Raw genomic sequence first — 24053 nt, forward strand, 5'->3', positions numbered from 1 at the left:
TTGTCAGCACTTCTTTCAGTCTCGGATCTCAGCAAATCCTTCGGCGCCGTCATCGTCGCCGATGAAACGAGTTTCGAGGTCGCACAGGGGGCCGCTATTGGCATCCTTGGACCGAATGGCGCTGGCAAGACATCGCTTTTTAATTTGATCACCGGCGCGATGACACCAAATGCGGGTCGGATCACCTTTGATGGTGCCGACATCACGGCTGTCCCTGCAGCGAAGCGTTGTAAAATGGGTATCGCGCGGTCATTTCAGGTGCCGCAACCCTTTGGCGGTATGACTGTTTTTGAAAATGCGCTGGTCGGTGCGGTGCAAGGTGCCGGACTTTCCGGGCGCGAGGCCGAAGCCCATGTTCTGGATGTGTTAGAGGCGACGGGCCTGATGAATAAGGCGAACGTCCGCGCCGGGTCGTTGTCACTTCTTGATCGCAAAAGGCTGGAGATGGCGCGGGCTTTGGCCGCCAAGCCAAAGCTGCTGCTGTTGGATGAAATCGCTGGCGGACTGACAGATGCCGAATGCGTGGCTTTGATTGAGACAATCAAAAATGTTCATGCCGCGGGCACGACCATTATCTGGATCGAACATGTGGTTCACGCTTTGCTGGCGGTTGTCGAGAAGCTGATTGTAATCAATTTCGGCAAAAAGATCGCCGAAGGCGCACCCAAGACCATCATGGACAGCCCCCACGTCAAAGAAATTTATCTGGGGGTTGATCCGCATGCCTGACACCTTGCTGGCCTTGAATGGATTGGATGCACACTATGGTGACTTTCAGGCGCTCTTTGGGGTGGATATGGAGGTACACGCGGGCGAGGTGATTTCCATTATCGGCGCGAATGGCGCAGGAAAAACCACGCTTATGCGCTCAATCACGGGATTGATGCGCAATACAGCTGAGCAGATTAACCATCTTGGTCAGCCTATTGGACGGCTGCGCGCCGATCAGGTGGCGCATCGTGGTATTGCGATGGTACCCGAAGGCCGCCAGTTGTTCCCGTCACTTAGCATCGAAGAAAACCTGCTTGTCGGCGGGAAAGTAGGCCGTACAGGTCCTTGGTCCTTGTCAAAAGTCTATGACATGTTCCCCATACTTGCAGAACGGAAAGGGCAAAAGTCGATGTCCCTTTCAGGGGGCCAACAACAAATGGTCGCGATTGGGCGTGCGTTGATGGCGAACCCGGACCTGATCCTCTTTGATGAGATCAGCCTTGGCCTTGCGCCAGTTGTGATCAGCGATATTTACAAAGCGCTTCCAGACATCATCGGCGAAGGCATGACGGCCATGCTGGTCGAGCAGGATATTTCCCGCGCGTTGCAAGTTTCCTCACGGGTTTACTGCCTGCAAGAGGGGCGTGTGTCCCTTGAAGGTCGCACCGGTGACGTCAGCCGCGACGATATCACAGCCGCTTATTTTGGGGTGACAACATGATGGAATGGACCAATGCTATCGTTCAGGGCGTTCTGTTGGGGGGGCTTTATGCGCTCTTTGCGGCGGGTCTTTCGTTGATTTTTGGGGTCATGCGGCTGGTCAACATTGCCCATGGCGACCTGATCGTGTTGGCCGCCTATTTTGGGCTGACAACCTCTGTGATGTTGGGGGTTCATCCGTTTGCTGCGCTGATGGTCGTCGTGCCCTTGATGGCGGGCCTTGGTTATGTACTGCAAAGGGGGCTTTTGAACCGGACACTTGGGGACGATATTCTGCCGCCCCTTTTGGTGACGTTCGGATTGTCGGTTATCATCCAGAATGCGTTGTTAGAAAGCTATAGCTCTGATCCGCAAAAATTGAGCGGCGGCGCTATTGAAACAGCAAGTTTGCAGATCGGTGGCTTGGCCCTTGGGGTGCTGCCCCTTTTGACGTTTGGTATTGCGGTGGTCGTGATCGCGCTGTTGCAATGGATTTTTTATGCAACAAGCCTTGGCCGCGGTTTTCGCGCCGTATCCGATAATCAGGACATCGCGCAGATCATGGGGTTCAACAAAGCCCATGTTTTTGGACTGGCGATGGCACTGGCGCTGGCAGTCACGGCGATTGCGGGCATTTTGTTGGGTATCCGTACCAGCTTTGATCCGTCAGTAGGCGGTGGTCGTCTGATCTTTGGCTTTGAGGCTGTGATCATCGGCGGTTTGGGCAATCTTTGGGGCACATTGGCCGGAGGCGTTATTCTAGGGGTCGCCCAAACCATCGGTGCCAAGATTGATCCGGGCTGGCAGCTTTTGGCAGGGCACATTGTTTTCCTTATCGTACTGGCCGTGCGTCCGAACGGATTGTTCCCGAGGGTAGATCATTGACTACAGCTTTCGTCACACGCAGTACGCGCGCCTCCCGGATTGCGATGATCATCGCAGTGCTGGCACTCATCGTTCTGGCCGCGGCCCCATGGTGGGCGGGCCGTGCGGACCTGCGCCTGATGGGCGAGATATTTTTGTACCTCGCGCTGGCCTGTCTTTGGAACTTGATGGCGGGGTATGCCGGGCTGGTGTCTGTTGGACAGCAGGCCTTTGTGGGCTTTGGTGGCTACATGCTGTTCGCGCTGACGATGTTTGGTGGGCTGCACCCTGTTGTGGCCATTCTGGCGGGCGGGGTCTTGGCCGCGATCGTATCCGTCCCGATTGCGATCCTCGTTTTTCGTTTGCGCGGGGCTTATTTTGCCATCGGCACCTGGGTGGTGGCGGAAGTCTTTCGTCTGTCTTTCGCGCAGGTATCGTCGCTTGGCGGTGGGTCTGGTTCTTCGTTGCCGGTTGATGTGGTGCGGTCTTTGGCCGACAGCCGTTCGGGCCGGGAAGCATTGGCCTATTGGCTGGCGCTGGGGGCGGCTGTTGTCGTGATTGGTGTCGTCTACGCTTTCTTGCGCACCCGGCGCGGGCTGGCTTTGACAGCGATCCGCGACAGCGAAGTAGCGGCGTCTGGCCTCGGAATTGATATCTGGCGTACCAAGCTGGAGGTCTATGTGGTGACCTCTGCCTTCACTGCGATCATTGGCGGTCTGATCTTTCTGCAAAAGCTGCGTATCTCTCCCGATGCGGCCTTTAGCGTGAATGATTGGACCGCCTTTGTGATCTTCATTGTGGTCATTGGCGGTATTGGCACCCTCGAAGGACCGATTATCGGTACGCTGTTATTCTTCGCTTTACGTGAAACGCTTGCCGACTATGGCACTGCTTATCTGATCGCACTTGGTGCGGTTGCCATCGTCGTCATGTTGAAAGCACCCAAAGGCGTCTGGGGCCTGATCCGAGATCGCTTTGATATCGAACTTTTCCCGCTCAGTTATCGGGTGCGCACCCGTGACGATCATCAAGGAAACTAAGCCATGGCACGTCAGCAGAAAACCATCATCACTTGCGCTGTAACCGGGGCGATCCATACCCCGACCATGTCAGACGCCCTGCCTTACACCTACGACGACATCGCAGCCCAAGCGATAGACGCAGCAGAGGCCGGCGCGTCGATCCTGCATTTGCACGCGCGCGACAACGAGACAGGTGCCCCTTCGGTGAACACCGATGATTTCGCGCCGTTCCTGCCGCGGATCAAGCAAGCGACAGATGCGGTGGTGAACATATCAACGGGTGGTTCCCTCACCTTGTCGATCCAGGACCGGATCAATCCAGCCGCAACATTCAGTGCTGAGATGTGTTCGATGAACATGGGGTCGATGAATTTCTCGTTTCATCCGTTGGCAAAACGGTACGGAGACGACGATTGGAAATTTGATTGGGAAAAGGAATATGTCGCGAACTCTGATGGCAATATATTTCGCAATACCTTCCGCGACATCGCGGAAGCGGCCAAAACGCTTGCGCCCCATGATATCAAATTTGAACATGAATGCTATGATGTAGGGCATCTTTATAACCTGAAGTTCTGCATGGATATCGGACTTTTCAAAGCGCCGATCTTTGTTCAGTTCGTGATGGGTATTCTGGGGGGTATCGGCGCGGATATCGACAACCTTGTTTTCATGAAAAAGACGGCAGACAAGCTGTTCGGCGATGACTACCGCTGGTCGATCCTTGCCGCCGGGGCCTCGCAAATTCCGATGGCGACAACGGCCAGCCAGATGGGCGGGCATGTGCGGGTCGGTTTGGAAGACAGCTTGTTTATCAAACGCGGCGAATTGGCAGAAAGCAACGCCCAGCAAGTCGCCAAAATCCGGCGTATTGTCGAAGACCTCGGCTCAGCTATCGCGACACCTGACGAAGCGCGCGAGATACTTGATCTCAAAGGCGGTGACCGCGTGAATTTCTAAAGTGGTCTTAGCTGTCGGGTTCCCTTGTGGGACAGCGTCAGAACGATAGCATTTCGGCTTTGATTTGAGATGTCTGTTGTAAATACCGCTGAGGGTGCAGATTGAACGGCGCCCCGCTATTGGGGCACCGTCGCTTCATATGTTGATCGCGGCTTACTGCGCGCGAACGTATCTTTCCGCCAGCAGGCGGATGAAACCCTGCCCACCTTGGTATTGCCGCACACCGATAATATAGGTGCCAGCCTGCAAACGCGCGGCGACCAGGCTATCCAACCCGTCACCATAATCATCGCTCAGACCCACCTGACGCCCCAGATCATCATAGACCACCAGCCAAGGGTCGCTATTGCCATTGGCAATCGCCTCAACCACCAAAAGGCCTGCATCTTCAAAACCGATGCTGAACCACGTCACGTCTTCGGTTGCTTGTACGTCTTGACGCACACGGGACGTTAGCACACCCAGATCAGTCACAGGGATGCTGCCATCAAGGGGCGGGGCGGCTTCACCGCGGGCATAAAGGCTTCTGAGGGCTTCTGCCGCGTCATATTCGTTGATGCTGACGGTGATGGGCAGGCTGTCGTCATTCAACGACGTCACAGCCAGACAGTAAGTGCCGGCGGCCAGACCATCGGTAAGGTCGAGGCGAGAGTTCAAGCCATCATAGTCATCGTTTTCGTCGATATAGATCTCGCCCGGACCGTAAAGCGTAATCACAGGATCAGCGGATTCGTTTTCGGCAGTGATGGTGATCGGGGTCTGGGTCTCAAGTTCGAAACTCCAGAATGGGGTGTCATCAACCGAGGCCGAAACGCTGCTGCCAAGCGCACCATAGGGGACCGCACTCTCGCAGCTGCCCGAAGGGTCATTGCTGCTGCCCGCATCAATGCCGTCCGTCAGTGGTTCGTGCTCTTGCCGTCCGATCCGCACAAAGGCCGTCATTGGGCCGCCGTCATAGCTGCGCATCGACATGCAATATGTGCCTGCATCCAATGTGGTTTCCGCACGCGAGGCGGCATTGCCGCCGGAATCATCGTCTGACAGGATGATCTCTCCGGTGCTGTCGAGCAAATCAATGATCGGATCACCAGAGCCGCGTCCTGCGGCCTCAACCCGTACGTCGGTGGGACCGCTCAGGGTAAACAAGGACACATATTCATTGCCCCCTAGCACCAAGGCCATTTGTTCGCGGTAAACATCCGCTGTGGTGATGTCAGAGCTGGCTTCATCTCCGCCGATCCATTGGCCGCTATCACCAAAGCCGCCGCAGATATCTTGGGCAACGGCAGGGGCAGCCACGCCAAGCATCAACGCGGCAATGACCGTTGTTTTGAGGGGGAAGCGTGTCATGGGGGCGGGTCCTTTATCTTTGCACCTAATACGTTAGCGGGCAGGGTAACGTGACTGTGACAACATTGGCTAGGGCTGATCGCAGAAAGTCGTGAAAACCTGACCATTTATCCGTGCTTAAGGTTTGCCGAATTTTGAATGCCACAACGGGATTCGGGCGGCGTCGCGGGCTTCATAGGCCGCGATGGCGGCATCAAGGTCAGCGTTTGGATCAAGCGGCGCATCCTGTCCAATGCGGGTCATCTGCTGGGTATACCAAGCGGTGATGCCGCCTTCGGGTGGGTCGGTGAACCGTGGAAAGGAAGTGCCAGAGCCGTTGTTGCGCCATGTGTCAGGCAGGCTGGGGTCCAGAATGAAAGCGCGGGCCAGACCGATCATTTCTGCAGTGCCCGCCGTCAAGATATCCATGGCTTGTTCACGTGTCTTAATCCCACCGGTGAGCATCAGCGGCTTGTCGGTCTTTTTGCGGGCCGCACGACAGAAGTCCGCAAAATACGGCCCTTTACCGCCGCTATCGGATGCGGATTTGGCACCGGGGAAATAGGTGCCGCCACTGATATCGATCATATCGATGGATGTCTGATCCAGCATTTGGACGACCTTGAGCGCTTCGGCCGCGGTCAAGCCACCCTCCAGTTGATCGGTTGCATTCAGCTTGACGATGACGGGCAAGGCCGGCCCGACAGCATCGCGCACCGCATCAACGACGTCATGCAGCAGACGGGCGCGGTTGTGCAGGCTGCCGCCATAGGCATCGTCGCGCTTGTTGAAAAGCGGAGAGAGGAATTGGCTGAGCAGAAAACCATGGGCCGCATGGATCTGGACGCCACCAAAACCGACCCACTTGGCCTGTTGCGCGGTTTTTGCAAACTGCGCGGGCAGGGCGCGGATATCGTCGCGGGTGAATGCTTCACAGACTAAACCGGGCAGTGACAGCGCACTTGGCCCTTTAGGGCTGCCAATAGGCGGATGTGTCATTGCACCTGCATGGCCCAATTGGGCGAACAGCAGGGCACCGTTTTGTGCGCCACGCTGTGTCAGTGTGCGTAACTTGGCCTGATCAGACCGCGGCCCAAGAACCAGATTGCCGGGTTTTTCTGCCGCATGGGGGTCGCCTTGGACTTCACCAATGATAGTCAGTGCGGCCCCGCCCATCGCCCAGCGTTCGTATAGTCTGATTTGTTCAGGGGTAGGGTCGCCGCAACCGTCGCCGAGGGAATCTGACATGGCCGATTTGGCAAGGCGGTTTTTGAGAGTGACACCGCAAGGCAGGGTCAGCGGTGCAAAAAGAGGGTCGGTTTGCATGTGAGTGTCGCCCGTGGCGTCAGGTAAGGTGGATCATGATCCACCTTACGCGCAGCAAACAATCCTGAAAACGAAAAAGGGCTGCGCCAGCTGCACAACCCTTCTCGATAATTCTGCTTATTAGATTTCAGCCCTGACGGGCCTTAAACCGGCGTTGCGTCTTGTTGATCACATAGACGCGGCCCTTACGGCGGACGATGCGGCAATCGCGATGACGCTGCTTGAGCGAGCGGAGGGAGTTACGTACCTTCATGGTCGTTTTCCTTCATGTCACGGCGCGCATTGCGCCTTGGGTTACAGTTTCATCCCGGTTCAGCCCCGGAACGGCGAATTCATGGTGGACGATACTGGGATCGAACCAGTGACCCCTTCGATGTCAACGAAGTGCTCTACCGCTGAGCTAATCATCCATGTCGTCTGCGTTTCACCATCGTCCCATAACGAAATAGGACGCGGGGCGAACCGCGTCAGTCGTGCGGTCTATAAAAGGAGTCGAGAAAGGGATCAAGGGCTTTTGGTAATTTCCCAAAACGCGCTATCTAAGGACAAGAAGGAATGCAAATCGTGCTTGAAACTGCTTACAGCCTCACCCGTCCTGATGCCCGCACCACCAGCGTGGTCTTTGCCTCTCCGCACAGTGGGCGCGATTATCCTGCATCCTTTATGCGGCGTGCCGTTTTGAATGCAAGCGAGATCCGGTCGTCCGAGGATGCATTCGTGGATCAGCTGTTCGCGGCCGTGCCATCCTATGGTGCGCCGCTTTTGACGGCAAAGGCACCGCGCGCCTATGTCGATCTGAATAGAGGTGCGGATGAGCTTGATTCTGCCTTGATCGAAGGGGTGCGCCGCGCCGCGCACAACCCGCGTATCGCCAGCGGCCTTGGGGTGATCCCGCGTGTCGTGGCCAATGGTCGCCAGATTTATCGCGGCAAGCTAACCCTGATTGAGGCCCATCAGCGTATCGCGCAATACTGGCGTCCCTATCATGATCAATTGCAGACATTGCTGGATGAAAGCAGCAATACTTTCGGCGAGGCAATTCTAATCGATTGCCACTCTATGCCCCATGAAGCGCTCGAGAATGTAGGCCCGCCCGGCAGCGCCCGTCCGGATGTGGTTTTGGGGGATCGGTTCGGAGCGACCGCAGCAAGCTCAATTGTGGAACAGATCGAAGCCGCGCTTGCCAGCGCTGGCCTGCGGGTTGCCCGTAACATGCCATTCGCAGGGGCCTTTATCACCCAGCATTACGGTCGCCCCGCCCGTCAGCAACACGCCATACAGATCGAGATTGACCGCGCACTCTATATGAACGAACGCACGCTTGAGCCCAATGAGAGCTTTGAAAGCTTCAAGACTCTTCTGACCGGTGTGATTGCTGAGATTGCCGATATTGGGCGGGCCGATGAGCAGAAGATTGCGGCTGAGTAAGGACCAGCCAATTTCAAGCCGTTTCAGAAAGCCGTTTCACGTCCGCAGCAAGGTCGTCGGCGATTGAAATAGCGTCCGCTTTGTTCCGTTCTGCCGTAACCCGGAGCCCCAGTAAATCAGACTGATACTTCCGCGCCAGCTTTTGCGGATCATGCATTTTGCCAATATCGCCTTGTGCTTGCGCTTGTGCAAAAAGAGCGGCGAATTGCGCTTCCATTTTTGTGAGATTCTTGTCGGCCTTTCTTGCAAGCGGGTGGTTGCGGGCCTGTAGTTCCAGATAGGTCTTCGACAGCATGCATGCCTTTGCGGGCGCGTCGTCATTCGTGATCACGTGGGCCGGGAACTGTTGGAGGGCCTGAAGTGGTCCTAGTTTTGCGGCCAATGCACCCAGACGAGCAGCGCCATCGCTGGCATATTTGTCCAATGCCAATTCAAAGAGCGCGTCTTTTGATCCGAAGGCTGCGTAAAAGCTGCCCGGCTTCATTTGCAGAGCGGCTTCGAGATCTTTCAATGACGTACCCGCCCATCCGTGCTGCCAAAAGAGATCACGGGCGCGTTCAATCAGGTCGTCGCGGTCATAATTGGGCCTGCGTGGCATGTGTTCACCATTATTTGAGCGATTGCTCAATTATATACTTGAGTGATCACTCAATAAACCCTAAATGTGGGCTTGTCACAAAAACCCAAAAGGACCACGCCCATGTCATTCCCATCCCACGATCTTGAATCAGCCCCCGAAGCCTCCAAGCCACTGCTTGAAAACTCACAAAAGGCTTTTGGCCGTCTCCCCGGCCTCCATAAAGTGCTGGCAGAAAGCCCGCAGGCCTATGAGGGCTATCAACTGCTGCACAAACTGTTCACTGAGACAGATTTTGATGCGGATGAGCTAACGGTGGTCTGGCAATCCATCAATGTGGAGCATGAATGCCACTACTGCGTGCCAGCGCACACTGGCATTGCCAAGATGATGAAGGTTTCGGACGACATCAGCGACGCTCTGCGTAACGAAACGCCGTTACCATCCACCAAACTGGAGGCGTTGCGTACTTTTACCGTGCAAATGGTGCGGGCCCGCGGCAACGTCACCCAAGCGCAAATGGATACATTCTTTGCCGCAGGTTATGGTTACCGCGCGGTGCTGGATGTGATCTTGGGCTTGGCTCAAAAGACGATGTCTAACTACATCAATCATGTCGCGCAGACGCCTGTGGACGAGGTGTTCCACCCACTGTTGTGGAAACGTGGCGACACACCGTTGAGCGTTTAAGAACTTATCGGCGCCCTCCTGTTAAGGCGGCGAGGGCGTCATCTCCTGCGCCAGGAACGCCTCCGGGTCATCCACTTCGACCAGTCGTTTGCGAATGATCTGCCAGAAGCGATTGCCCACATTGCGCAGAAAACTCCGGTCGTGACTGACCAGCAGGCAGGTCGCGCCATGGCTGATCAATTCATCCTCCAAGGCTTCCTGCCCTTCGATATCGAGGTGGTTTGTCGGTTCGTCGAGAAGATAGAAGTTTGGCTGTTTGAGGCGCAAAATCAGCATCGCCAACCGGGCCTTCTGCCCACCTGAGAGCGCGCCGATCTTTGTGTCCTGCATTTGAATACTCACCCCTGCACCAGCTAGCAGGCCTCTCGCGCGTTGGTCGCCGACGTCGAATTGACCGGCGACTGCTGTCATCGGCGTATCGGCATCGTCCAACTGGCTGAGATGTTGGTCGGAATAGCCCATCGCGACCGTTGCCGCACTTTTCACACCAGCGACTTCGCCAGACACGGCGCGATGGATCAGTTTGACAAGCTGGGTCTTACCTGTCCCATTCGAGCCCAGCAAAACGACGCGATCACCTCGATTGATCCACTTCTTGCCGGTGGTATAAAGCAGGCTCTCGTTAGGGGTTGTCACAGCTACATCATCCAGCGCGATCAAGGCCGTGGCATGTGTGCCGCTGTTGGTCAGCTTGATATCGCCTGCGCCACGCTCTTGATGGGCGGGTTTGGCCGCCGCCTCGATCTTGGCAGCGCGCTCGCTGAGTTGCTTGGTCTTGATGACCAGCAGGTCAGAGCCCGAGTTGATCCCGATGTTTTTGAGTTTTGCGGCTTGTTTGCGCAACTGCTGCGCCTTGTTCAGGTCATTGGCAAAGCGGCGTTCGTCAGCGTCGTCTGCTTCGGTCAAAGCTTCGCGTGCTTGGCTGAATGGGAGTTGAAAAACCCTGCTGCGTTCGGCCCGGAGAAAGAGCGTGCGATTGGTTGTGGCATCAAGGAAAGCGCGGTCATGGCTGGTGATGATCACGGGGGTATCGCGGGGGAGGGCGCCCAGCCAGTCTTGCAGCAGGCCGATGCGGTGCAGATCAAGATGGTTGGTGGGTTCGTCCAACAGAAGGATATCAGGCTCCATGATCCAGGCGGCTGCTAACAAAGCGATGCGTTGCCAACCGCCGCTCAACCCGGCCATTGGTTTTTGTTGAAGGTCGTAGGGCACTTTCAAATCATCCAGCACCACATCCACACGCCAGCTTTCATAGTCGGCCTGATCCTGCGGGAGGGCGGCGAGGACTATCTCGTAAAGGGTGCGTTGTTGCGCGGAGGCCGGGACGTATTGCGCGACGTACCCTACGCGCAGACCGCGTGCGCGGGTGATGTCGCCTGTCGCGTGCTCAAAAATGCCTGCAATACAGCCCATCAATGTGGACTTGCCGCGCCCGTTTGCAGCGACCAAGCCGATACGGTCGCCTTTGGAAATGGTGAGGTTAAGGTCAGTGAAAAGTGGGTCGCCCAAGGTCACGCCAAGGGCATTGATATTGATGATGGTCATAAGAGGTCTCAGTCACGTCGAAAGGGTGCCGCACGCGGCATCTGGGCAGATCGTGAACTGATCAGCCCTGCAAAACGGATTTACAGGGCGTGGCGGGGGCCATGCTGAAGGCGACGGATGATACGCATGCTCAGCACTGTCCTCCTGTTGTTGATGTGACCTTTGGAAGAACCGTATGTCCAGCATGTAAGGTGGGTCAAGACCCACCTTACCTTTCAGCGAAGTGCGCGCCCTTTGATAATGGCATCCTTGCCAAACCTCTCTCTGATCTTGTCAGCGGCCCTTTCCGCTTCCATCCGTTTTTGTGCGCCGGGGTCCAGAAGATCACCTTCCCGGTCCGCATGCGCGTCGGACGTGATCTCTGACAGGCCGACGCCCAGCAGGCGAAACGGTCCGCGATTGCTGACCTGATCGAACAGACCGCGCGCCGTCCGATAGACTGTGTCGGCGATCTGGGTCGGGTGGTGCAGACTTTGCCTTTTCGAGATCAGTTTGAAATCAGAAGTCTTGAGTTTCAGGGTGACAACCCGCCCCGCTTTATCCTTGGCCTTGGCCCGCGCGCTGACCTTTTCGGCCATCCGCCAAAGATGACCATCAAGGATATCCACATCACCAGTGTCTTCGTTGAAAGTTGTTTCATTCGAGAGCGTCTTGACCGGGCTGTGGGGTGAAATGCGCCGTCCGTCTTCGCCGCGTGCAAGGCTGTAAAGCCGCTCACCCATCCCACCAAAACGGTCATGCAAATCGCGCCGGTCCCAGCGCAACAGGTCATCAAAGGTACGGATGCCCGCATTGTTAAGGCTGGTTTGTGCGGCCGGGCCGATGCCCCAAATCAGGCGCACCGATTTGGGGCGCAGGAAGGCTGTCGTTTCCTCCTTCCCGATGATTGAGAAACCGCGCGGTTTATCGAGATCGGAGGCGACTTTGGCGAGAAATTTATTGTGGCTGAGGCCGATGGACCCTGTCAGCCCCAATTCATCCTTCATCCGCCTGATCAACCGTGCCAGCATCACCGCCGGTGGGGCATGGTGGAGACGTTCGGTTCCTGTAAGGTCCATGAAGGCTTCGTCTAACGATAGCGGCTCGACCAATGGGGTCAGCTCATCCATCATTTCGCGGATAGCTTTGGAGGCTTTCACATACGCATCGAAGTTCGGGCGTATGACCACAGCTTCGGGGCAGAGTTTCAGCGCCTTGAACATCGGCATCGCGGATTTCACGCCTTTTATCCGCGCAACATAGCAAGCAGTCGACACCACCCCCCGCCGTCCGCCCCCGATAATCACAGGTTTATCGGCCAGCTCCGGGTTGTCGCGCTTTTCGACAGAGGCATAGAACGCATCACAATCCATGTGGGCGATGCTCAGGTTGAACAATTCCGGGTGCCGCGTCACCCTTGGGCTGCGGCATTGCGGACAACGCGGCTCATCGTCGAAGGTGGTCAGGCAATCACGGCAAATGGCGGGCATGGAGATAAGATATGACGCCGCGATGGTGGACACAACGGACAGATGCCGATGCTTTTTGCGCGGTCAGGAGCCTCCGGCGGGAGTTTTTGGGCCAAGATGAAGATGGGAGCTGAGCGATGTTGACCCAAGGGCCGCATGATGGGGCAAAGGTTGCGCTGTTTTTGGGTGATCATTTGATCAGTATCCTGCGCGATGACTTTGACCATATCTCTTATCCGAATCTATGGGATCTGCCAGGCGGTGGGCGCGATGCCGGTGAAACCGCGTTTGAAACGGTGGCCCGTGAGGTGCGTGAAGAGCTTGGTTTGATCCTGCCAGCTGATGCGGTGCTGTGGGAAAGTGCCTTTCCTGCGAATGATGGTCTTGGCAAATGGGTGGCTTTCTTTGTCGCACAGTTGCCGACGGTGGCTGTCAACGATGTTGTCCTTGGCGATGAAGGCCAACGCTGGGCGCTTTATGATCTACACACTTTTATCGGCTTGCCTAACCGCGTGCCGTCTTATGGCACCCGCTTGCGGCGCTGGATGGCAGAGGCCGGCGAGCTTGGGGTGTAAGTCGCAAGGTTCCCACAGTTTGGTGAGCCGCTGAAATGCCCGCAAATATCTGTTGCTTTATACGGTAATCTGTCTATGAGTTTCCAATAGGAAACACGCTGACCGGGAGAGACCGGATCAGTCCGGCGCCGAAGGAGCAACCGCCCCGGTCACTCTCAGGCAAAAGGACCGGTTGGGGTGCAACACGCCGAAGAGAGACCTTAAATGGTCCGCCGAAGGAGCAAGCCTTAGCGGGCGAATCTCTCAGGTAAAGCAGACGGCGGGGGCAGATGGTAAGGAGATTTACCATGCCTTCTATTGCTGTTTTGGGTGCTGGGATCACTGGCGTGACCACTGCTTATTCACTTCACAAGCGCGGTTACGACGTGACCGTTTTTGATCGCCAGCGTTATGCGGCGATGGAAACAAGCTTTGCCAACGGCGGGCAGTTGAGCGCGTCTAACGCCGAAGTTTGGAACCAGTGGTCAACCGTCCTTAAGGGCATCAAATGGATGTTGCAGAACGACGCACCTTTGTCCGTGAACCCGCGCCCCAGCTGGCACAAGATCAGCTGGATGGCCGAATTTTTGGCGAATATTCCAAAGTATAAGAACAACACCATTGAGACAGCGCGTTTAGCCGTGACTGCGCGCGCTGGGCTGTCGGAGATGGCGGACCGTGCAGGGATTGATTTTGATTTCACGCCTGCTGGTATTCTGCATTTCTATAAGACTGAGAAGGACTTTGCCCATGCGCGCAAGGTCACTGAACTGCTGGCCCAAGGTGGGTTGCGGCGGCATGAGCTGACAGCGGAAGAAACCTTGGCAAAGGAGCCGACTTTGCGCGGCGATATCCTTGGCGGATTTTGGACCGAGAGTGATAGCACAGGTGATATCCACAAGTTCACCGTTGGGCTGGCTGGGTGGCTGTGCAAGCAAGGCGTACAGTTCGAAATGGGACATGCCGTTGATGACGTGGCGGTTGATACCAATGGTGTGACTGTGCAGGCCCGTGATGAACAGCTCTTTGATGCCGTTGTCGTTTCTGCCGGTGTGGCTTCGCGTAGCTTGGCCAAGAAGCTGGGTGACCGGGTGAATGTTTATCCGGTGAAAGGCTATTCGATCACTGTAAACCTGCCTGATGAGGTGTCTCAGGCAGCGGCCCCGACGGTTTCATTGCTTGATGACAAGGCGAAGATCGTGACCTCTCGTTTGGGGCGTGACCGCTTCCGCATTGCTGGGACGGCTGAATTCAACGGTGAGAACCGTGACATTCGGGCGGATCGCGTAAAACCCCTTGTTGACTGGTGTGAAAGCCACTTTCCAGACGTGTGCACCGAAAACGTTGTCCCATGGGCTGGCTTGCGCCCAATGATGCCGAATATGATGCCCCGTGTGGGCGCTGGCCGGCATGAACGTGTGTTCTACAACACCGGTCACGGGCACCTTGGCTGGACCCTCTCTGCCGCAACCGCCGATATCGTTGCAAGCACGGTACAGTCCCGGTTTTCCACGCAAAATTCAGTCAGTATACAACAGCATACATTGAAATCGGCCTAAACAGTACCTATCTGTCCTTCATAACAATGAGGGACAGATATATGCCGATAGAAGACTTATTCGCTGAATTTTTTGGACAAAACATACTTTGGCTTATGCTGGCGGTGTTCATCATCGTCTGCATTATGGCCGGTGTTCGCATCGTGCCGCAGTCAGAGAAATACGTGGTGGAAAGGCTTGGGCGGCTCCGCTCGGTGCTTGGGCCGGGTATCAACTTTATCGTGCCGTTTCTGGACCGTGTCCGGCATAAGGTATCGATTTTGGAACGCCAGTTGCCGTCCATGAACCAAGACGCGATTACATCGGACAACGTGCTGGTGCAGGTCGAAACATCGGTGTTTTACCGGATTATCGAGCCGGAAAAAACAGTTTACCGTATTCGTGACGTGGATGGTGCGATTTCCACGACCGTTGCTGGTATTGTACGTTCCGAGATTGGTCGCATGGAGCTTGATCAGGTACAGGCAAACCGTTCGAACCTGATTGATGCTGTGCGGTCACAAGTGGCCGAACAGGTTGACGATTGGGGTATCGAAGTGACGCGTGCCGAAATTCTGGACGTGAACCTTGACCAAGCAACCCGCGAAGCGATGTTGCAGCAGTTGAATGCTGAACGTGCGCGTCGTGCGCAGGTGACGGAAGCCGAAGGTCAAAAGCGTGCGGTTGAGCTGCAATCTGATGCGGAACTTTATGCCGCCGAGCAGGACGCCAAGGCACGTCGTGTATTGGCCGATGCGGAAGCTTATGCGACCCAAGTGGTTGCGGTGGCGATTGCTGAAAATGGCTTGGAGGCGGCGCAGTATCAGGTCGCACTCAAGCAAGTCGAAGCTTTGCAGAAGCTGGGTGATGGTGCGGGTAGCCAGACAGTTGTCTTGCCAGCCAATGCGGTCGATGCTTTCTCGAATGCCTTCGCAATGTTGAAAGGACGTGGATAATGCCACTTTGGACGGAATGGTGGGTTTGGATGTCAGGGGCGCTTGTCCTCGCAACACTCGAAGTGTTGATCCCCGGCTATATCTTTCTGGGGTTCGCACTGGGTGCGGCAATGATGGGGCTGCTGATCCTCTTTGGGGTTTCAGCATCCGGTCTGGCACTGACCTTGGTGGTCTTTGCGGTGCTGTCGCTGTTGTCCTACCTGGCGATGCGCAAGTATTTTGGATTGAAGACCGGACAGGTCAAAATCTGGGACACGGACGTCAACGACTGATGCAACCTGTCAAACATTGACACAGAGTTTTGAAACCCCCGGCCCTAGTGGTTGGGGGTTTTTGCTTGGGGTGAAGCCAGTTCGGCCAAGATACCTTGGGCGGCTGCTTTTGGGCTATCGGCTTGCCAGATAGGGCGTCCGACAACCACATGATCCGCACCATTCGCAATCGCTTGCGCAGGCGTCATGACCCGCTTTTGATCGCCAAGGGCTGCACCTGCTGGACGGACACCGGGGGTGACAATGAGCTTGCCTTCCGCTTCGGGCAAGGCACGGATGAGAGCCGCCTCTTGCGGCGATGCGATCACGCCGTCTGCCCCGTTGGACAAGGCCGTGCCCGCACGCTCCTGCACCAGATCGGCGACGTCGCCTGCCTTGATGCAAGATGCATCCAAATCGTCGCGGTCGAGCGATGTCAGGATTGTCACTGCAAGGATTTTCATATCAGACCCACCAGCCCCTTCGCGCGCCGCGCGCACCACATGCGGGTCGCCGTGTACCGTCAGAAAATCCAGATCGAACTGCGCCACGCCGCGCACCGCTGCTTCAACCGTGGCGCCGATATCAAAGAATTTCATATCCAGAAAAATGCGCTTGCCATGCTCTTGCTTCAGCTCATTGGCCAGGGCAAGCCCGCCGCCCGTCAGCATGCCCAAACCGATCTTATAGAAACTGACACTATCTCCCAGCGTCTTGGCCAGTTCCAACCCATCAAGGACATTCGGCAGGTCCAGTGCTACGATCAAACGGTCATCGGACATGGGGCGCACTCCTTGGCTGGTTTCCAACGGGGGTCTAGCGATTGCAGGCGCAGGGTGCAAATGCAATGGCGCAGCCTCTCCCGGGGCCGCGCCATTGCGCCTTTGTTCGTCATCACCACTGACGACCAAAGGGGGGGGTCTTGTGAGTGGCAGCCTGCGGGTGTCGCAGGGTTTTGGTCACGGGCGCTTTCTGCATCATTCCTGCGATCCATGCGCGGGGAATAAGGGCGCCAATCTCCCCCTTAAGTGGAAAATCCAATCACAGCCTTGCGACGGGGATACCCAATGCCCATCTAATTGGTGAGGCCCAAACAAGGTGTGCTGCATAGCGGGCACCACATAATCCGGGCGCTTAGATAAGGAGAGACCCATGAACTTAGATAAGTTCACTGAGCGGTCGCGCGGCTTTGTACAGGCCGCACAGACGATCGCAATGCGCGAAAACCACCAGCGGTTTGCGCCAGAACACCTGCTCAAGGCATTGATGGATGACGAAGAAGGGTTGGCCTCCAACCTGATCACGCGTGCGGGTGGTAACCCGCAGGCCGTGTTGGCTGCGGTTGATGCTAGCCTCGCCAAATTGCCCCAAGTGACGGGCGAGGGCGCGCAGGTTTATCTTGATAACATCACTGCAAAAGTATTGGACGAAGCAGAGAAGGTCGCCAAGAAAGCGGGCGACAGTTTTGTGCCAGTCGAGCGTTTGCTGACAGCTTTGGCCCTTGTGAAATCCAAGGCGAAGGACGCTTTGGATGCTGGCAACGTCACCGCCCAATCTCTGAATGCCGCGATCAATGACATTCGCAAAGGTCGGACTGCAGATAGTGCGACAGCGGAGGATAGCTTTGAAGCGTTGGCCAAATATGCGCGCGACCTGACCGAAGCCGCTGAGCAAGGTAAGATTGACCCGATTATTGGCCGCGACGAAGAGATTCGCCGCGCGATGCAGGTGTTGTCGCGTCGGACCAAGAACAACCCTGTGCTGATCGGTGAACCGGGTGTCGGTAAGACCGCTATTGCCGAAGGTCTGGCGCTGCGCATCATTGATGGCGATGTTCCGGAAAGCTTGCGCAACAAGAAACTGATGGCCCTTGATATGGGTGCCTTGATCGCCGGGGCGAAATACCGCGGTGAGTTTGAGGAGCGTTTGAAAGCGGTCCTGAAAGAGATAGAGTCCGCCGCCGGTGAAATCATCCTTTTCATCGACGAAATGCACACGCTTGTCGGTGCCGGCAAATCAGATGGCGCGATGGATGCCGCCAACCTTATCAAACCTGCCCTTGCGCGGGGTGAATTGCACTGTGTGGGTGCCACGACGCTGGATGAATACCGCAAGTATGTTGAAAAGGATGCGGCCTTGGCCCGCCGGTTTCAGCCATTGATGGTTGAGGAGCCGACGGTCACGGATACGGTCAGTATTCTGCGTGGTATCAAGGAGAAGTACGAACTCCACCATGGTGTGCGTATCTCCGACAGTGCCTTGGTGGCTGCTGCAACGCTGTCGCACCGCTATATCACCGACCGCTTTTTGCCGGACAAGGCCATCGACCTGATGGACGAGGCGGCCAGCCGTCTGCGGATGGAAGTCGATAGCAAGCCAGAGGAACTGGATGCTCTGGATCGTCAGATCCTGCAGCTTCAGATCGAATCCGAGGCGCTGAAGAAAGAAGACGACAAGGCCTCTAAGGACCGTCTGGAAAAGCTGGAGAAGGAACTGGCCGATCTGCAGGATCGCGCGTCCGAGATGACCGCGAAATGGCAGAACGAGCGTGACAAGCTGGAAAGTACGCGCGACGTTAAAGAAAAGCTTGATCGTGCGCGGGCCGAGTTGGATATCGCCAAACGTGAAGGCAACCTCGCCAAAGCAGGTGAGCTGTCTTATGGCGTGATCCCGGAACTTGAGCGTCTGGTGGCGCAAGTCGAAGAAGGCGACGACGACCTGATGGTCGAAGAAGCCGTGCGCCCGGAGCAGATTGCCGAAGTGGTCGAGCGATGGACGGGTATCCCGACCTCCAAGATGCTTGAAGGCGAACGTGATAAACTGCTGCGCATGGAAGAAGAGTTGGGCAAGCGTGTCATCGGGCAAAAGCCCGCCGTGCGGTCTGTTGCGAATGCCGTGCGCCGTGCACGCGCTGGGCTGAACGATGAGAACCGGCCTTTGGGCTCGTTCCTGTTCCTTGGCCCAACCGGTGTGGGTAAAACGGAACTGACGAAAGCGGTCGCTGATTACCTCTTTGATGACGATTCCGCGATGGTCCGTATCGACATGTCCGAGTTCATGGAAAAGCACGCGGTCGCCCGTCTGATCGGCGCGCCACCGGGTTATGTCGGCTATGATGAGGGTGGGGTGCTGACCGAAGCGGTTCGCCGTCGTCCGTATCAGGTGGTCCTGTTCGATGAGGTCGAAAAAGCGCACCCGGATGTGTTCAACGTGTTGTTGCAGGTGCTTGACGATGGTGTGCTAACCGATGGTCAGGGCCGCACGGTTGATTTCAAGCAAACGCTGATCATCCTGACATCTAACCTTGGTGCGCAGGCGCTGAGCCAATTGCCGGATGGTGCGGACGCAACCGAGGCGAAGCGCGATGTAATGGACGCAGTGCGGGCCCATTTCCGGCCCGAATTCCTGAACCGTCTGGACGAGACGATCATATTTGATCGTCTGGCGCGCGAGGATATGGCCGGGATCGTCACGATCCAGCTTGGATTGCTTGAAAAGCGGTTGGCGGGGCGCAACATCCGGCTTGATCTGGATGAGGCCGCACTGAAATGGCTGGCGGACGAAGGCTATGATCCGGTGTTCGGGGCACGCCCGCTCAAGCGGGTGATCCAGCGGGCGCTTCAGGATCAACTGGCCGAGATGATCCTTGCCGGTGATGTCATGGACGGTGACACGATTGCCGTCAGCGCAGGTGTGGATGGGCTGTTGGTAGGGGACCGAGTGTCATCTAGTAACAGACAACCGCCTGAGGATGCGGTGGTTCACTGATCAAATGGGGGCGCCTTCGGGCGCCCCCATTTACATCGTCAGGGTTGTCCGAAGTTCCCGCCACAACGAGATCAGTTCTTGTAGGTCAGCATATCTGTCCTATAACGAGTTTATGGCTGAACCAATATCCGAATCCACTCATTCGCTCATTGACGATATTCAAGGTCTCTCACTTGGTGTGTTCTTGGCCGGGATTGGTTTGCATATGCTGACCACCTTGGGGCTGATCACCGGGCAGACGGCAGGGATCGCGGTCGTTATATCGTACCTGAGTGGGTATTCATTTGGCGCTGTTTTTTTTCTGGTGAACCTGCCGTTTTATATCTTGGCGTGGCGGCGGCTTGGCAAAGCTTTCACGATCAAATCCATTATCTCGGTCACGGCCCTGTCGATCCTGACCGAGATTATTCCGCTTGGCATTGTGTTCAGCCATCTGGATCCGCTTTTGGGTGCGGTTACCTTTGGTGCCCTTACCGGTGTCGCGCTCTTGGTCCTCTTCCGGCACAACGGATCGCTGGGCGGTTTGGGGGTTGTGGCGTTGCTTATTCAAGACACCACCGGGTTTCAGGCAGGCTGGGTGCAGTTGATCTTTGATCTATGCCTGTTCGGGCTGGCGTTCTTTTTGTTTGATCCGATGCTGGTCATGTATTCGCTGTTGGGCGCTGTGGTGATCAATCTGATTATTGCGATCAATCACCGTCGGGATCGGTATGTGGCGCGGTGAGGCAGAAGTTGCATTTCTTAACGACAGCAGGTCGTAAATATCGATCTGGTATAGCTCATAAAACTAAGCTAGGCGCGATACGTTAAACTTAAGGCAGAAGCGATGAAGCGCGTCGATATTATAAAATGGGTGGCAACAGTTATCCAGTTGGTTGGTTATGGTCTCACTGGCCTCAACATCGTTCCTTGGAACGTCTTTGCCTTTATGGTCGGAATTGTGCTGTGGTTCCTCGTCGGTGTGATGTGGAAGGACCGGGCCATCATGGTCGTTCACGTGGGTGCATTCATCGCAATCGTTGGTGGCTACATCAATTCATAGCCCGACGGCGGTAAGGATGAATTAATCTAAAGAAAAAGCCCCGACCAATCGGCCGAGGCTTCCTGATGACGTCTGACGCCAGCGGTTAGCTTGCGGGCAGGATCACACTGTCGATCACGTGGATCACGCCATTGGAGGCTTCGATGTCAGCGGCTACAACGTTTGCGCCGTCAACCATGACGCCGCCTTCGGTCATGATTGTCACATCGGCGCCGTTCACAGTTGTTGCCATCATTTCGTTGCTCAGGTCAGTGGACATCACCTTACCGGGCACAACGTGGTAGGTCAGGATCGCGGCCAGTGCTTCTGGGTCTTCCAGCAAGCCTTCGACTGTGCCTGCGGGCAGGGCAGCAAATGCTTCATCCGTCGGTGCGAAGACTGTGAAAGGGCCGTCGCCTTTCAGCGTCTCGACAAGGCCGGCGGCCTCTACTGCGGCGACCAATGTTGTGAAGGTGCCAGCCTCAACAGCTGTATCCACGATGTCCTTGTCGGACGCAGCGAAAGCGGATGTCGCAACTGTTGCGGCTGCGGTAAGGGCGATAAAAGTTCTGCGTAGCATAGAGTAATCTCCTATTTGCTTAAGATGCATTTTCTTGAGCATCGGGATTTCTACGAGGGGCTGGCAGTCCAGATCACCGGGGATTCTTGCTACTGCTGTTTGACGACCGTTTTGAACGGCCTAAGCCACGCAGCTTTCACAGTTCCAATCACAGATCCGTGATGTTTCGTGATTGAACCGCCCTGATTTTGGAACATTTCACTGTTCTGGCGGCAACGTGAGTCATCTTTCAACCGTTATCACCTATATGATCACAGGAATCGAAATGAACGGAGAGCCACATGGCATATCGCTGGACCAACACCCTGACCAAGGCCGACATCACGCCAAAGGCAGCTTACTTCAACCGCCGCCAGATTTTGGCTGGCACCGTTGGCCTCGGTGCGATTGGCCTTGCAGGTGGTGCATCCGCCCAAGGTGATCTGGAACCCAATACGCTGGAAGAGATCACGAGCTACAACAACTTCTATGAGTTTGGGACTGGCAAGGGTGATCCGGCCGCGAATGCGCATCAGCTGCAAACGTCGCCTTGGTCGATCAAGGTTGATGGCATGGTCGATAACCCCGGCGACTATGCGTTGGATGATTTGTTGGCCGGTCTGTCGGTCGAGGATCGCATCTACCGCTTCCGCTGTGTAGAGGCCTGGTCGATGGTCATCCCGTGGAACGGGATTGAGCTGGCAGATATCCTGAACAAGGTCGGTGTGCAGTCTGGCGCCAAATACGTCGCTTTTGAAACGGTCGTCCAGCCAGAGAACATGATCGGCGTGCAGCGCCGCGTTCTCGACTTCCCTTATGTCGAGGGGCTGCGCCTTGATGAGGCGATGCATCCGTTGTCGATTATGGCGACAGGCATTTACGATGAACCCATCTACAATCAGAACGGTGCGCCAATCCGTCTGGTGGTGCCGTGGAAGTATGGCTTCAAGTCTATCAAATCCATCGTGCGCATCACGCTGACAGATGTTGAGCCGCCTACAAGCTGGAACAAAGCCAACCCACGCGAATATGGTTTCTATAGTAACGTGAACCCAACCGTGGATCACCCACGTTGGAGCCAGGCATCAGAGCGCCGCATTGGCGGCGGCCTGTTTGCGCAGCGTCAGGACACGTTGATGTTTAATGGGTATCCAGAGGTCGCGTCGCTGTATGAAGGCCAAGACCTGAGCGTGGACATCTAAGATGGCTATCGCCCAAACCATGAATGGCGCGCTCCGGCGACTCCCAGCGTGGACTATATATATAGTAGGCGCGGTTTACGCGGTGTGGGAGTTTTGGCGCGCCCTCAATCAGATTGGTCCCTATCTGGTTGAACCGATCAACGTGCTTGAGCGGGCCTACGGAGAGATCGCGCTGATCTTGATGGTTGTGGGTCTGATGGTGACGCCTCTGCGCAAATTGACGGGTGTGAACCTGATCAAGTTCCGGCGGGCGATTGGTGTGACGGCGTTTTTCTTTGTGCTTGCCCATTTCCTTGTCTTCGCGATCCTTGATGTACAAAGCGTCAGCCGCGTGTGGGAAGAAGTGGTGAAGCGGCCCTATGTGACGGTGGGTATGTTGTCTTTCTTGATGCTGATCCCACTCGCGGTGACATCGAACAATATGTCAGTGCGCAAGATGGGGGCAGCGGCCTGGCGCAAGATGCACAAGTTGACATACCCGGCGGCGATCCTTGGGGCGGTGCATTACTTGTGGCTGGTGAAGGGGTTCCAGTTGGAACCCATCATCTACCTTGTTGCGATCTTAGGGCTGGTGGCTGTTCGCTATGTTTCGCTGGAAAGGCAGAAACAGCCCGCCTAGGCGCAGCTTCCTGAATTGATTCACTGACCCGGCAGCAAAACTGCCGGGTCTTTGCGTTTTGAGGAGGTGAATCACAATGAATCACTCCGGCCAGAGGACAGTGAATCGCTTAACAAAGGATGAATCGGGGCGATTCAGGGTGATTTGGGGGCAATCCGCGGCATGAGTCCCAGAGAGTCTTGTGGGTGACTCTGTGGATAACCCCAAATCTGGTATGTTCTATTTCCATTCTGCCTAAGAAAATTGCGATATGACCTAGGGTTCACGTATTGAAATTACTGCAACCCCCTCAAAACATGAAGAAATTCATGTTTGTCACAAAAAATGCATTTTTCTCGAAAAAAGGGGTTGCGGGTGTCAGCCACTAACCGTAGAACCCCCCTCACCGGCGGCGCTAACAAGCACCAACGGGGCGCCAGACGGGCCACACGGCAACGAGACGCAAGACTAAAAACAGAGATAATACAGGCGAGGCGCGCCAAGAAGTTAGGGCGCATCTGGTTCCTTTTTGTCTCTACGCTGTTTGAAATTGATATATCTGAAGAGATATGTGGGCGGTTTGGTTCAGTTCGATGGATCAGACGTCTGTATATCAACGCTCTTAGGCTTCGGCCGATCATAGAGTGTCAGCTTCACTGTTTGGACGGCTTCCAGTTATCTTTGATAACTGAAGCACGATAAACAGAGAAACGCCATTTGGTTTCAGTAAGGCCAAGTGGTGATGTGCAGAGGTTCGAACGTCAAGGACAGCATCGTAAGATGCTTTCAACTTGAGAGTTTGATCCTGGCTCAGAACGAACGCTGGCGGCAGGCCTAACACATGCAAGTCGAGCGCACTCTTCGGAGTGAGCGGCGGACGGGTTAGTAACGCGTGGGAACATACCCTTCTCTACGGAATAGCCTCGGGAAACTGAGAGTAATACCGTATACGCCCTTCGGGGGAAAGATTTATCGGAGATGGATTGGCCCGCGTTAGATTAGATAGT

Annotated in this window: 24 protein-coding genes, 1 tRNA gene, 1 rRNA gene and 1 riboswitch (1 of these 27 running past the window's edge); of the genes, 17 read left to right on the forward strand and 9 right to left on the reverse strand. The window is 55.8% G+C overall.

All coding sequences use genetic code 11. The annotated features are described in order from the left end of the window. Genes BC777_RS12400 through kce form a run of 5 tightly spaced genes read left to right on the forward strand, consistent with a single transcriptional unit; the run spans nt 1 to nt 4256 of the window. Nucleotides 1-729, forward strand: coding sequence for an ABC transporter ATP-binding protein (locus BC777_RS12400; RefSeq protein ID WP_100368490.1), 729 nt, complete (start codon nt 1-3; stop codon nt 727-729). After that, a complete protein-coding gene (locus BC777_RS12405; RefSeq protein ID WP_100368491.1) occupies nt 722-1432 on the forward strand; it encodes an ABC transporter ATP-binding protein in 711 nt (236 codons plus the stop codon). The genes BC777_RS12400 and BC777_RS12405 overlap by 8 nt, the downstream gene beginning before the upstream one ends. Continuing rightward, nucleotides 1429-2295, forward strand: coding sequence for a branched-chain amino acid ABC transporter permease (locus BC777_RS12410; RefSeq protein ID WP_311135475.1), 867 nt, complete (start codon nt 1429-1431; stop codon nt 2293-2295). Before BC777_RS12405 ends, BC777_RS12410 begins: the two co-directional genes overlap by 4 nt. Continuing rightward, nucleotides 2292-3314 carry a branched-chain amino acid ABC transporter permease gene (locus tag BC777_RS12415; protein WP_245834341.1) on the forward strand — a complete coding sequence of 341 codons (1023 nt, stop codon included), beginning with the start codon at nt 2292-2294 and terminating at the stop codon, nt 3312-3314. Before BC777_RS12410 ends, BC777_RS12415 begins: the two co-directional genes overlap by 4 nt. 3 nt (nt 3315-3317) lie before the next feature. After that, nucleotides 3318-4256 (forward strand): 3,5-dioxohexanoate:acetyl-CoA acetone transferase, encoded by a 939-nt coding sequence (kce, locus tag BC777_RS12420; protein WP_100368492.1) that lies wholly within the window; start codon nt 3318-3320, stop codon nt 4254-4256. Nucleotides 4257-4409: 153 nt separating this feature from the next. On the opposite strand, the gene BC777_RS12425 is transcribed toward kce, so the two are convergent. The 4 genes from BC777_RS12425 to BC777_RS12440 all read right to left on the reverse strand — a co-directional run bounded on the left by BC777_RS12425 (nt 4410) and on the right by BC777_RS12440 (nt 7321). Further along, nucleotides 4410-5606: a DVUA0089 family protein gene (locus tag BC777_RS12425; protein WP_100368493.1), complete on the reverse strand. Its 1197-nt coding sequence runs from the start codon at nt 5604-5606 to the stop codon at nt 4410-4412. A 117-nt stretch (nt 5607-5723) separates the two neighbouring features. Next, on the reverse strand, nt 5724-6911 hold the full coding sequence (locus BC777_RS12430) for an oxidoreductase (protein ID WP_100368494.1): 1188 nt from the start codon (nt 6909-6911) through the stop codon (nt 5724-5726). A 127-nt stretch (nt 6912-7038) separates the two neighbouring features. Next, entirely contained in the window at nt 7039-7164 is a 126-nt protein-coding gene (ykgO, locus tag BC777_RS12435; RefSeq protein WP_008231708.1) for a type B 50S ribosomal protein L36, read from the reverse strand. A gap of 82 nt (nt 7165-7246) precedes the next feature. Beyond that, nucleotides 7247-7321: transfer RNA gene (locus BC777_RS12440), tRNA-Val, on the reverse strand. A gap of 154 nt (nt 7322-7475) precedes the next feature. Here BC777_RS12440 and BC777_RS12445 point away from each other — a divergent pair. After that, nucleotides 7476-8339, forward strand: a complete 864-nt coding sequence (locus BC777_RS12445; RefSeq protein WP_100368846.1) for an N-formylglutamate amidohydrolase — start codon at nt 7476-7478, stop codon at nt 8337-8339. A 13-nt stretch (nt 8340-8352) separates the two neighbouring features. On the opposite strand, the gene BC777_RS12450 is transcribed toward BC777_RS12445, so the two are convergent. Next, nucleotides 8353-8937, reverse strand: coding sequence for a TetR/AcrR family transcriptional regulator (locus tag BC777_RS12450; protein WP_100368495.1), 585 nt, complete (start codon nt 8935-8937; stop codon nt 8353-8355). 102 nt (nt 8938-9039) lie between these two features. Between BC777_RS12450 and BC777_RS12455 the strand changes: the two genes are divergently transcribed. Then, nucleotides 9040-9606 (forward strand): carboxymuconolactone decarboxylase family protein, encoded by a 567-nt coding sequence (locus tag BC777_RS12455; protein ID WP_100368496.1) that lies wholly within the window; start codon nt 9040-9042, stop codon nt 9604-9606. Between the two features lie 21 nt (nt 9607-9627). Here BC777_RS12455 and BC777_RS12460 read toward each other — a convergent pair whose 3' ends face one another. Together BC777_RS12460 and BC777_RS12465 are read right to left on the reverse strand one after the other, a co-directional pair. Next, on the reverse strand, nt 9628-11151 hold the full coding sequence (locus BC777_RS12460; protein ID WP_100368497.1) for an ABC-F family ATP-binding cassette domain-containing protein: 1524 nt from the start codon (nt 11149-11151) through the stop codon (nt 9628-9630). 215 nt (nt 11152-11366) lie between these two features. Next, complete coding sequence (locus tag BC777_RS12465; RefSeq protein WP_100368847.1) at nt 11367-12620, reverse strand: DNA polymerase IV; 1254 nt, start codon at nt 12618-12620, stop codon at nt 11367-11369. Nucleotides 12621-12736: 116 nt separating this feature from the next. Between BC777_RS12465 and BC777_RS12470 the strand changes: the two genes are divergently transcribed. From BC777_RS12470 to BC777_RS12485, 4 genes are all read left to right on the forward strand, one after another. Further along, nucleotides 12737-13174, forward strand: a complete 438-nt coding sequence (locus BC777_RS12470; protein ID WP_100368498.1) for an NUDIX hydrolase — start codon at nt 12737-12739, stop codon at nt 13172-13174. Between the two features lie 93 nt (nt 13175-13267). Next, nucleotides 13268-13355, forward strand: a riboswitch (glycine riboswitch). A 106-nt stretch (nt 13356-13461) separates the two neighbouring features. Further along, nucleotides 13462-14712, forward strand: coding sequence for a D-amino acid dehydrogenase (locus BC777_RS12475; protein WP_100368499.1), 1251 nt, complete (start codon nt 13462-13464; stop codon nt 14710-14712). A 41-nt stretch (nt 14713-14753) separates the two neighbouring features. Further along, on the forward strand, nt 14754-15647 hold the full coding sequence (locus BC777_RS12480; RefSeq protein ID WP_100368500.1) for an SPFH domain-containing protein: 894 nt from the start codon (nt 14754-14756) through the stop codon (nt 15645-15647). Further along, nucleotides 15647-15919 carry an NfeD family protein gene (locus BC777_RS12485; protein ID WP_100368501.1) on the forward strand — a complete coding sequence of 91 codons (273 nt, stop codon included), beginning with the start codon at nt 15647-15649 and terminating at the stop codon, nt 15917-15919. The genes BC777_RS12480 and BC777_RS12485 overlap by 1 nt, the downstream gene beginning before the upstream one ends. A gap of 44 nt (nt 15920-15963) precedes the next feature. On the opposite strand, the gene pyrF is transcribed toward BC777_RS12485, so the two are convergent. Next, a complete protein-coding gene (gene pyrF / locus BC777_RS12490) occupies nt 15964-16680 on the reverse strand; it encodes an orotidine-5'-phosphate decarboxylase (RefSeq protein ID WP_100368502.1) in 717 nt (238 codons plus the stop codon). A gap of 370 nt (nt 16681-17050) precedes the next feature. On the opposite strand from pyrF, the gene clpB reads away from it, so the two are divergent. The 3 genes from clpB to BC777_RS12505 all read left to right on the forward strand — a co-directional run bounded on the left by clpB (nt 17051) and on the right by BC777_RS12505 (nt 20708). Beyond that, a complete protein-coding gene (gene clpB, locus BC777_RS12495; RefSeq protein WP_100368503.1) occupies nt 17051-19666 on the forward strand; it encodes an ATP-dependent chaperone ClpB in 2616 nt (871 codons plus the stop codon). Between the two features lie 112 nt (nt 19667-19778). After that, nucleotides 19779-20390 carry a YitT family protein gene (locus tag BC777_RS12500; RefSeq protein WP_100368504.1) on the forward strand — a complete coding sequence of 204 codons (612 nt, stop codon included), beginning with the start codon at nt 19779-19781 and terminating at the stop codon, nt 20388-20390. Nucleotides 20391-20492: 102 nt separating this feature from the next. Then, a complete protein-coding gene (locus BC777_RS12505) occupies nt 20493-20708 on the forward strand; it encodes a DUF6552 family protein (protein WP_100368505.1) in 216 nt (71 codons plus the stop codon). An 85-nt stretch (nt 20709-20793) separates the two neighbouring features. Here BC777_RS12505 and BC777_RS12510 read toward each other — a convergent pair whose 3' ends face one another. Continuing rightward, a complete protein-coding gene (locus tag BC777_RS12510) occupies nt 20794-21267 on the reverse strand; it encodes a fasciclin domain-containing protein (protein ID WP_100368506.1) in 474 nt (157 codons plus the stop codon). A 281-nt stretch (nt 21268-21548) separates the two neighbouring features. On the opposite strand from BC777_RS12510, the gene msrP reads away from it, so the two are divergent. The 3 genes from msrP to BC777_RS12525 form a co-directional block, all read left to right on the forward strand. Beyond that, the gene (gene msrP, locus BC777_RS12515; RefSeq protein ID WP_100368507.1) at nt 21549-22448 is read left to right on the forward strand and encodes a protein-methionine-sulfoxide reductase catalytic subunit MsrP; all 900 of its coding nucleotides are present in this window, start codon (nt 21549-21551) and stop codon (nt 22446-22448) included. A gap of 1 nt (nt 22449) precedes the next feature. Next, the gene (msrQ, locus tag BC777_RS12520) at nt 22450-23067 is read left to right on the forward strand and encodes a protein-methionine-sulfoxide reductase heme-binding subunit MsrQ (RefSeq protein ID WP_100368508.1); all 618 of its coding nucleotides are present in this window, start codon (nt 22450-22452) and stop codon (nt 23065-23067) included. Nucleotides 23068-23833: 766 nt separating this feature from the next. Then, nucleotides 23834-24053: ribosomal RNA gene (locus BC777_RS12525) — 16S ribosomal RNA — on the forward strand; it runs 1244 nt beyond the window's last position.

The sequence above is a fragment of the Yoonia maricola genome, from assembly GCF_002797915.1.
GTDB classification, from domain to species: Bacteria; Pseudomonadota; Alphaproteobacteria; order Rhodobacterales; family Rhodobacteraceae; genus Yoonia; species Yoonia maricola.

What these genes read in the sequence shown, in the direction of transcription:
- BC777_RS12405 (WP_100368491.1), top strand. Translation starts at nt 722, where the DNA reads ATGCCTGACACCTTGCTGGCCTTGAATGGATTGGATGCACACTATGGT.
- BC777_RS12410 (WP_311135475.1), top strand. Translation starts at nt 1,429, where the DNA reads ATGATGGAATGGACCAATGCTATCGTTCAGGGCGTTCTGTTGGGGGGG.
- kce (WP_100368492.1), top strand. Translation starts at nt 3,318, where the DNA reads ATGGCACGTCAGCAGAAAACCATCATCACTTGCGCTGTAACCGGGGCG.
- BC777_RS12425 (WP_100368493.1), bottom strand. Translation starts at nt 5,606, where the DNA reads ATGACACGCTTCCCCCTCAAAACAACGGTCATTGCCGCGTTGATGCTT.
- BC777_RS12430 (WP_100368494.1), bottom strand. Translation starts at nt 6,911, where the DNA reads ATGCAAACCGACCCTCTTTTTGCACCGCTGACCCTGCCTTGCGGTGTC.
- ykgO (WP_008231708.1), bottom strand. Translation starts at nt 7,164, where the DNA reads ATGAAGGTACGTAACTCCCTCCGCTCGCTCAAGCAGCGTCATCGCGAT.
- BC777_RS12450 (WP_100368495.1), bottom strand. Translation starts at nt 8,937, where the DNA reads ATGCCACGCAGGCCCAATTATGACCGCGACGACCTGATTGAACGCGCC.
- BC777_RS12455 (WP_100368496.1), top strand. Translation starts at nt 9,040, where the DNA reads ATGTCATTCCCATCCCACGATCTTGAATCAGCCCCCGAAGCCTCCAAG.
- BC777_RS12460 (WP_100368497.1), bottom strand. Translation starts at nt 11,151, where the DNA reads ATGACCATCATCAATATCAATGCCCTTGGCGTGACCTTGGGCGACCCA.
- BC777_RS12465 (WP_100368847.1), bottom strand. Translation starts at nt 12,620, where the DNA reads ATGCCCGCCATTTGCCGTGATTGCCTGACCACCTTCGACGATGAGCCG.
- BC777_RS12470 (WP_100368498.1), top strand. Translation starts at nt 12,737, where the DNA reads ATGTTGACCCAAGGGCCGCATGATGGGGCAAAGGTTGCGCTGTTTTTG.
- BC777_RS12475 (WP_100368499.1), top strand. Translation starts at nt 13,462, where the DNA reads ATGCCTTCTATTGCTGTTTTGGGTGCTGGGATCACTGGCGTGACCACT.
- BC777_RS12480 (WP_100368500.1), top strand. Translation starts at nt 14,754, where the DNA reads ATGCCGATAGAAGACTTATTCGCTGAATTTTTTGGACAAAACATACTT.
- BC777_RS12485 (WP_100368501.1), top strand. Translation starts at nt 15,647, where the DNA reads ATGCCACTTTGGACGGAATGGTGGGTTTGGATGTCAGGGGCGCTTGTC.
- pyrF (WP_100368502.1), bottom strand. Translation starts at nt 16,680, where the DNA reads ATGTCCGATGACCGTTTGATCGTAGCACTGGACCTGCCGAATGTCCTT.
- clpB (WP_100368503.1), top strand. Translation starts at nt 17,051, where the DNA reads ATGAACTTAGATAAGTTCACTGAGCGGTCGCGCGGCTTTGTACAGGCC.
- BC777_RS12500 (WP_100368504.1), top strand. Translation starts at nt 19,779, where the DNA reads ATGGCTGAACCAATATCCGAATCCACTCATTCGCTCATTGACGATATT.
- BC777_RS12505 (WP_100368505.1), top strand. Translation starts at nt 20,493, where the DNA reads ATGAAGCGCGTCGATATTATAAAATGGGTGGCAACAGTTATCCAGTTG.
- BC777_RS12510 (WP_100368506.1), bottom strand. Translation starts at nt 21,267, where the DNA reads ATGCTACGCAGAACTTTTATCGCCCTTACCGCAGCCGCAACAGTTGCG.
- msrP (WP_100368507.1), top strand. Translation starts at nt 21,549, where the DNA reads ATGGCATATCGCTGGACCAACACCCTGACCAAGGCCGACATCACGCCA.
- msrQ (WP_100368508.1), top strand. Translation starts at nt 22,450, where the DNA reads ATGGCTATCGCCCAAACCATGAATGGCGCGCTCCGGCGACTCCCAGCG.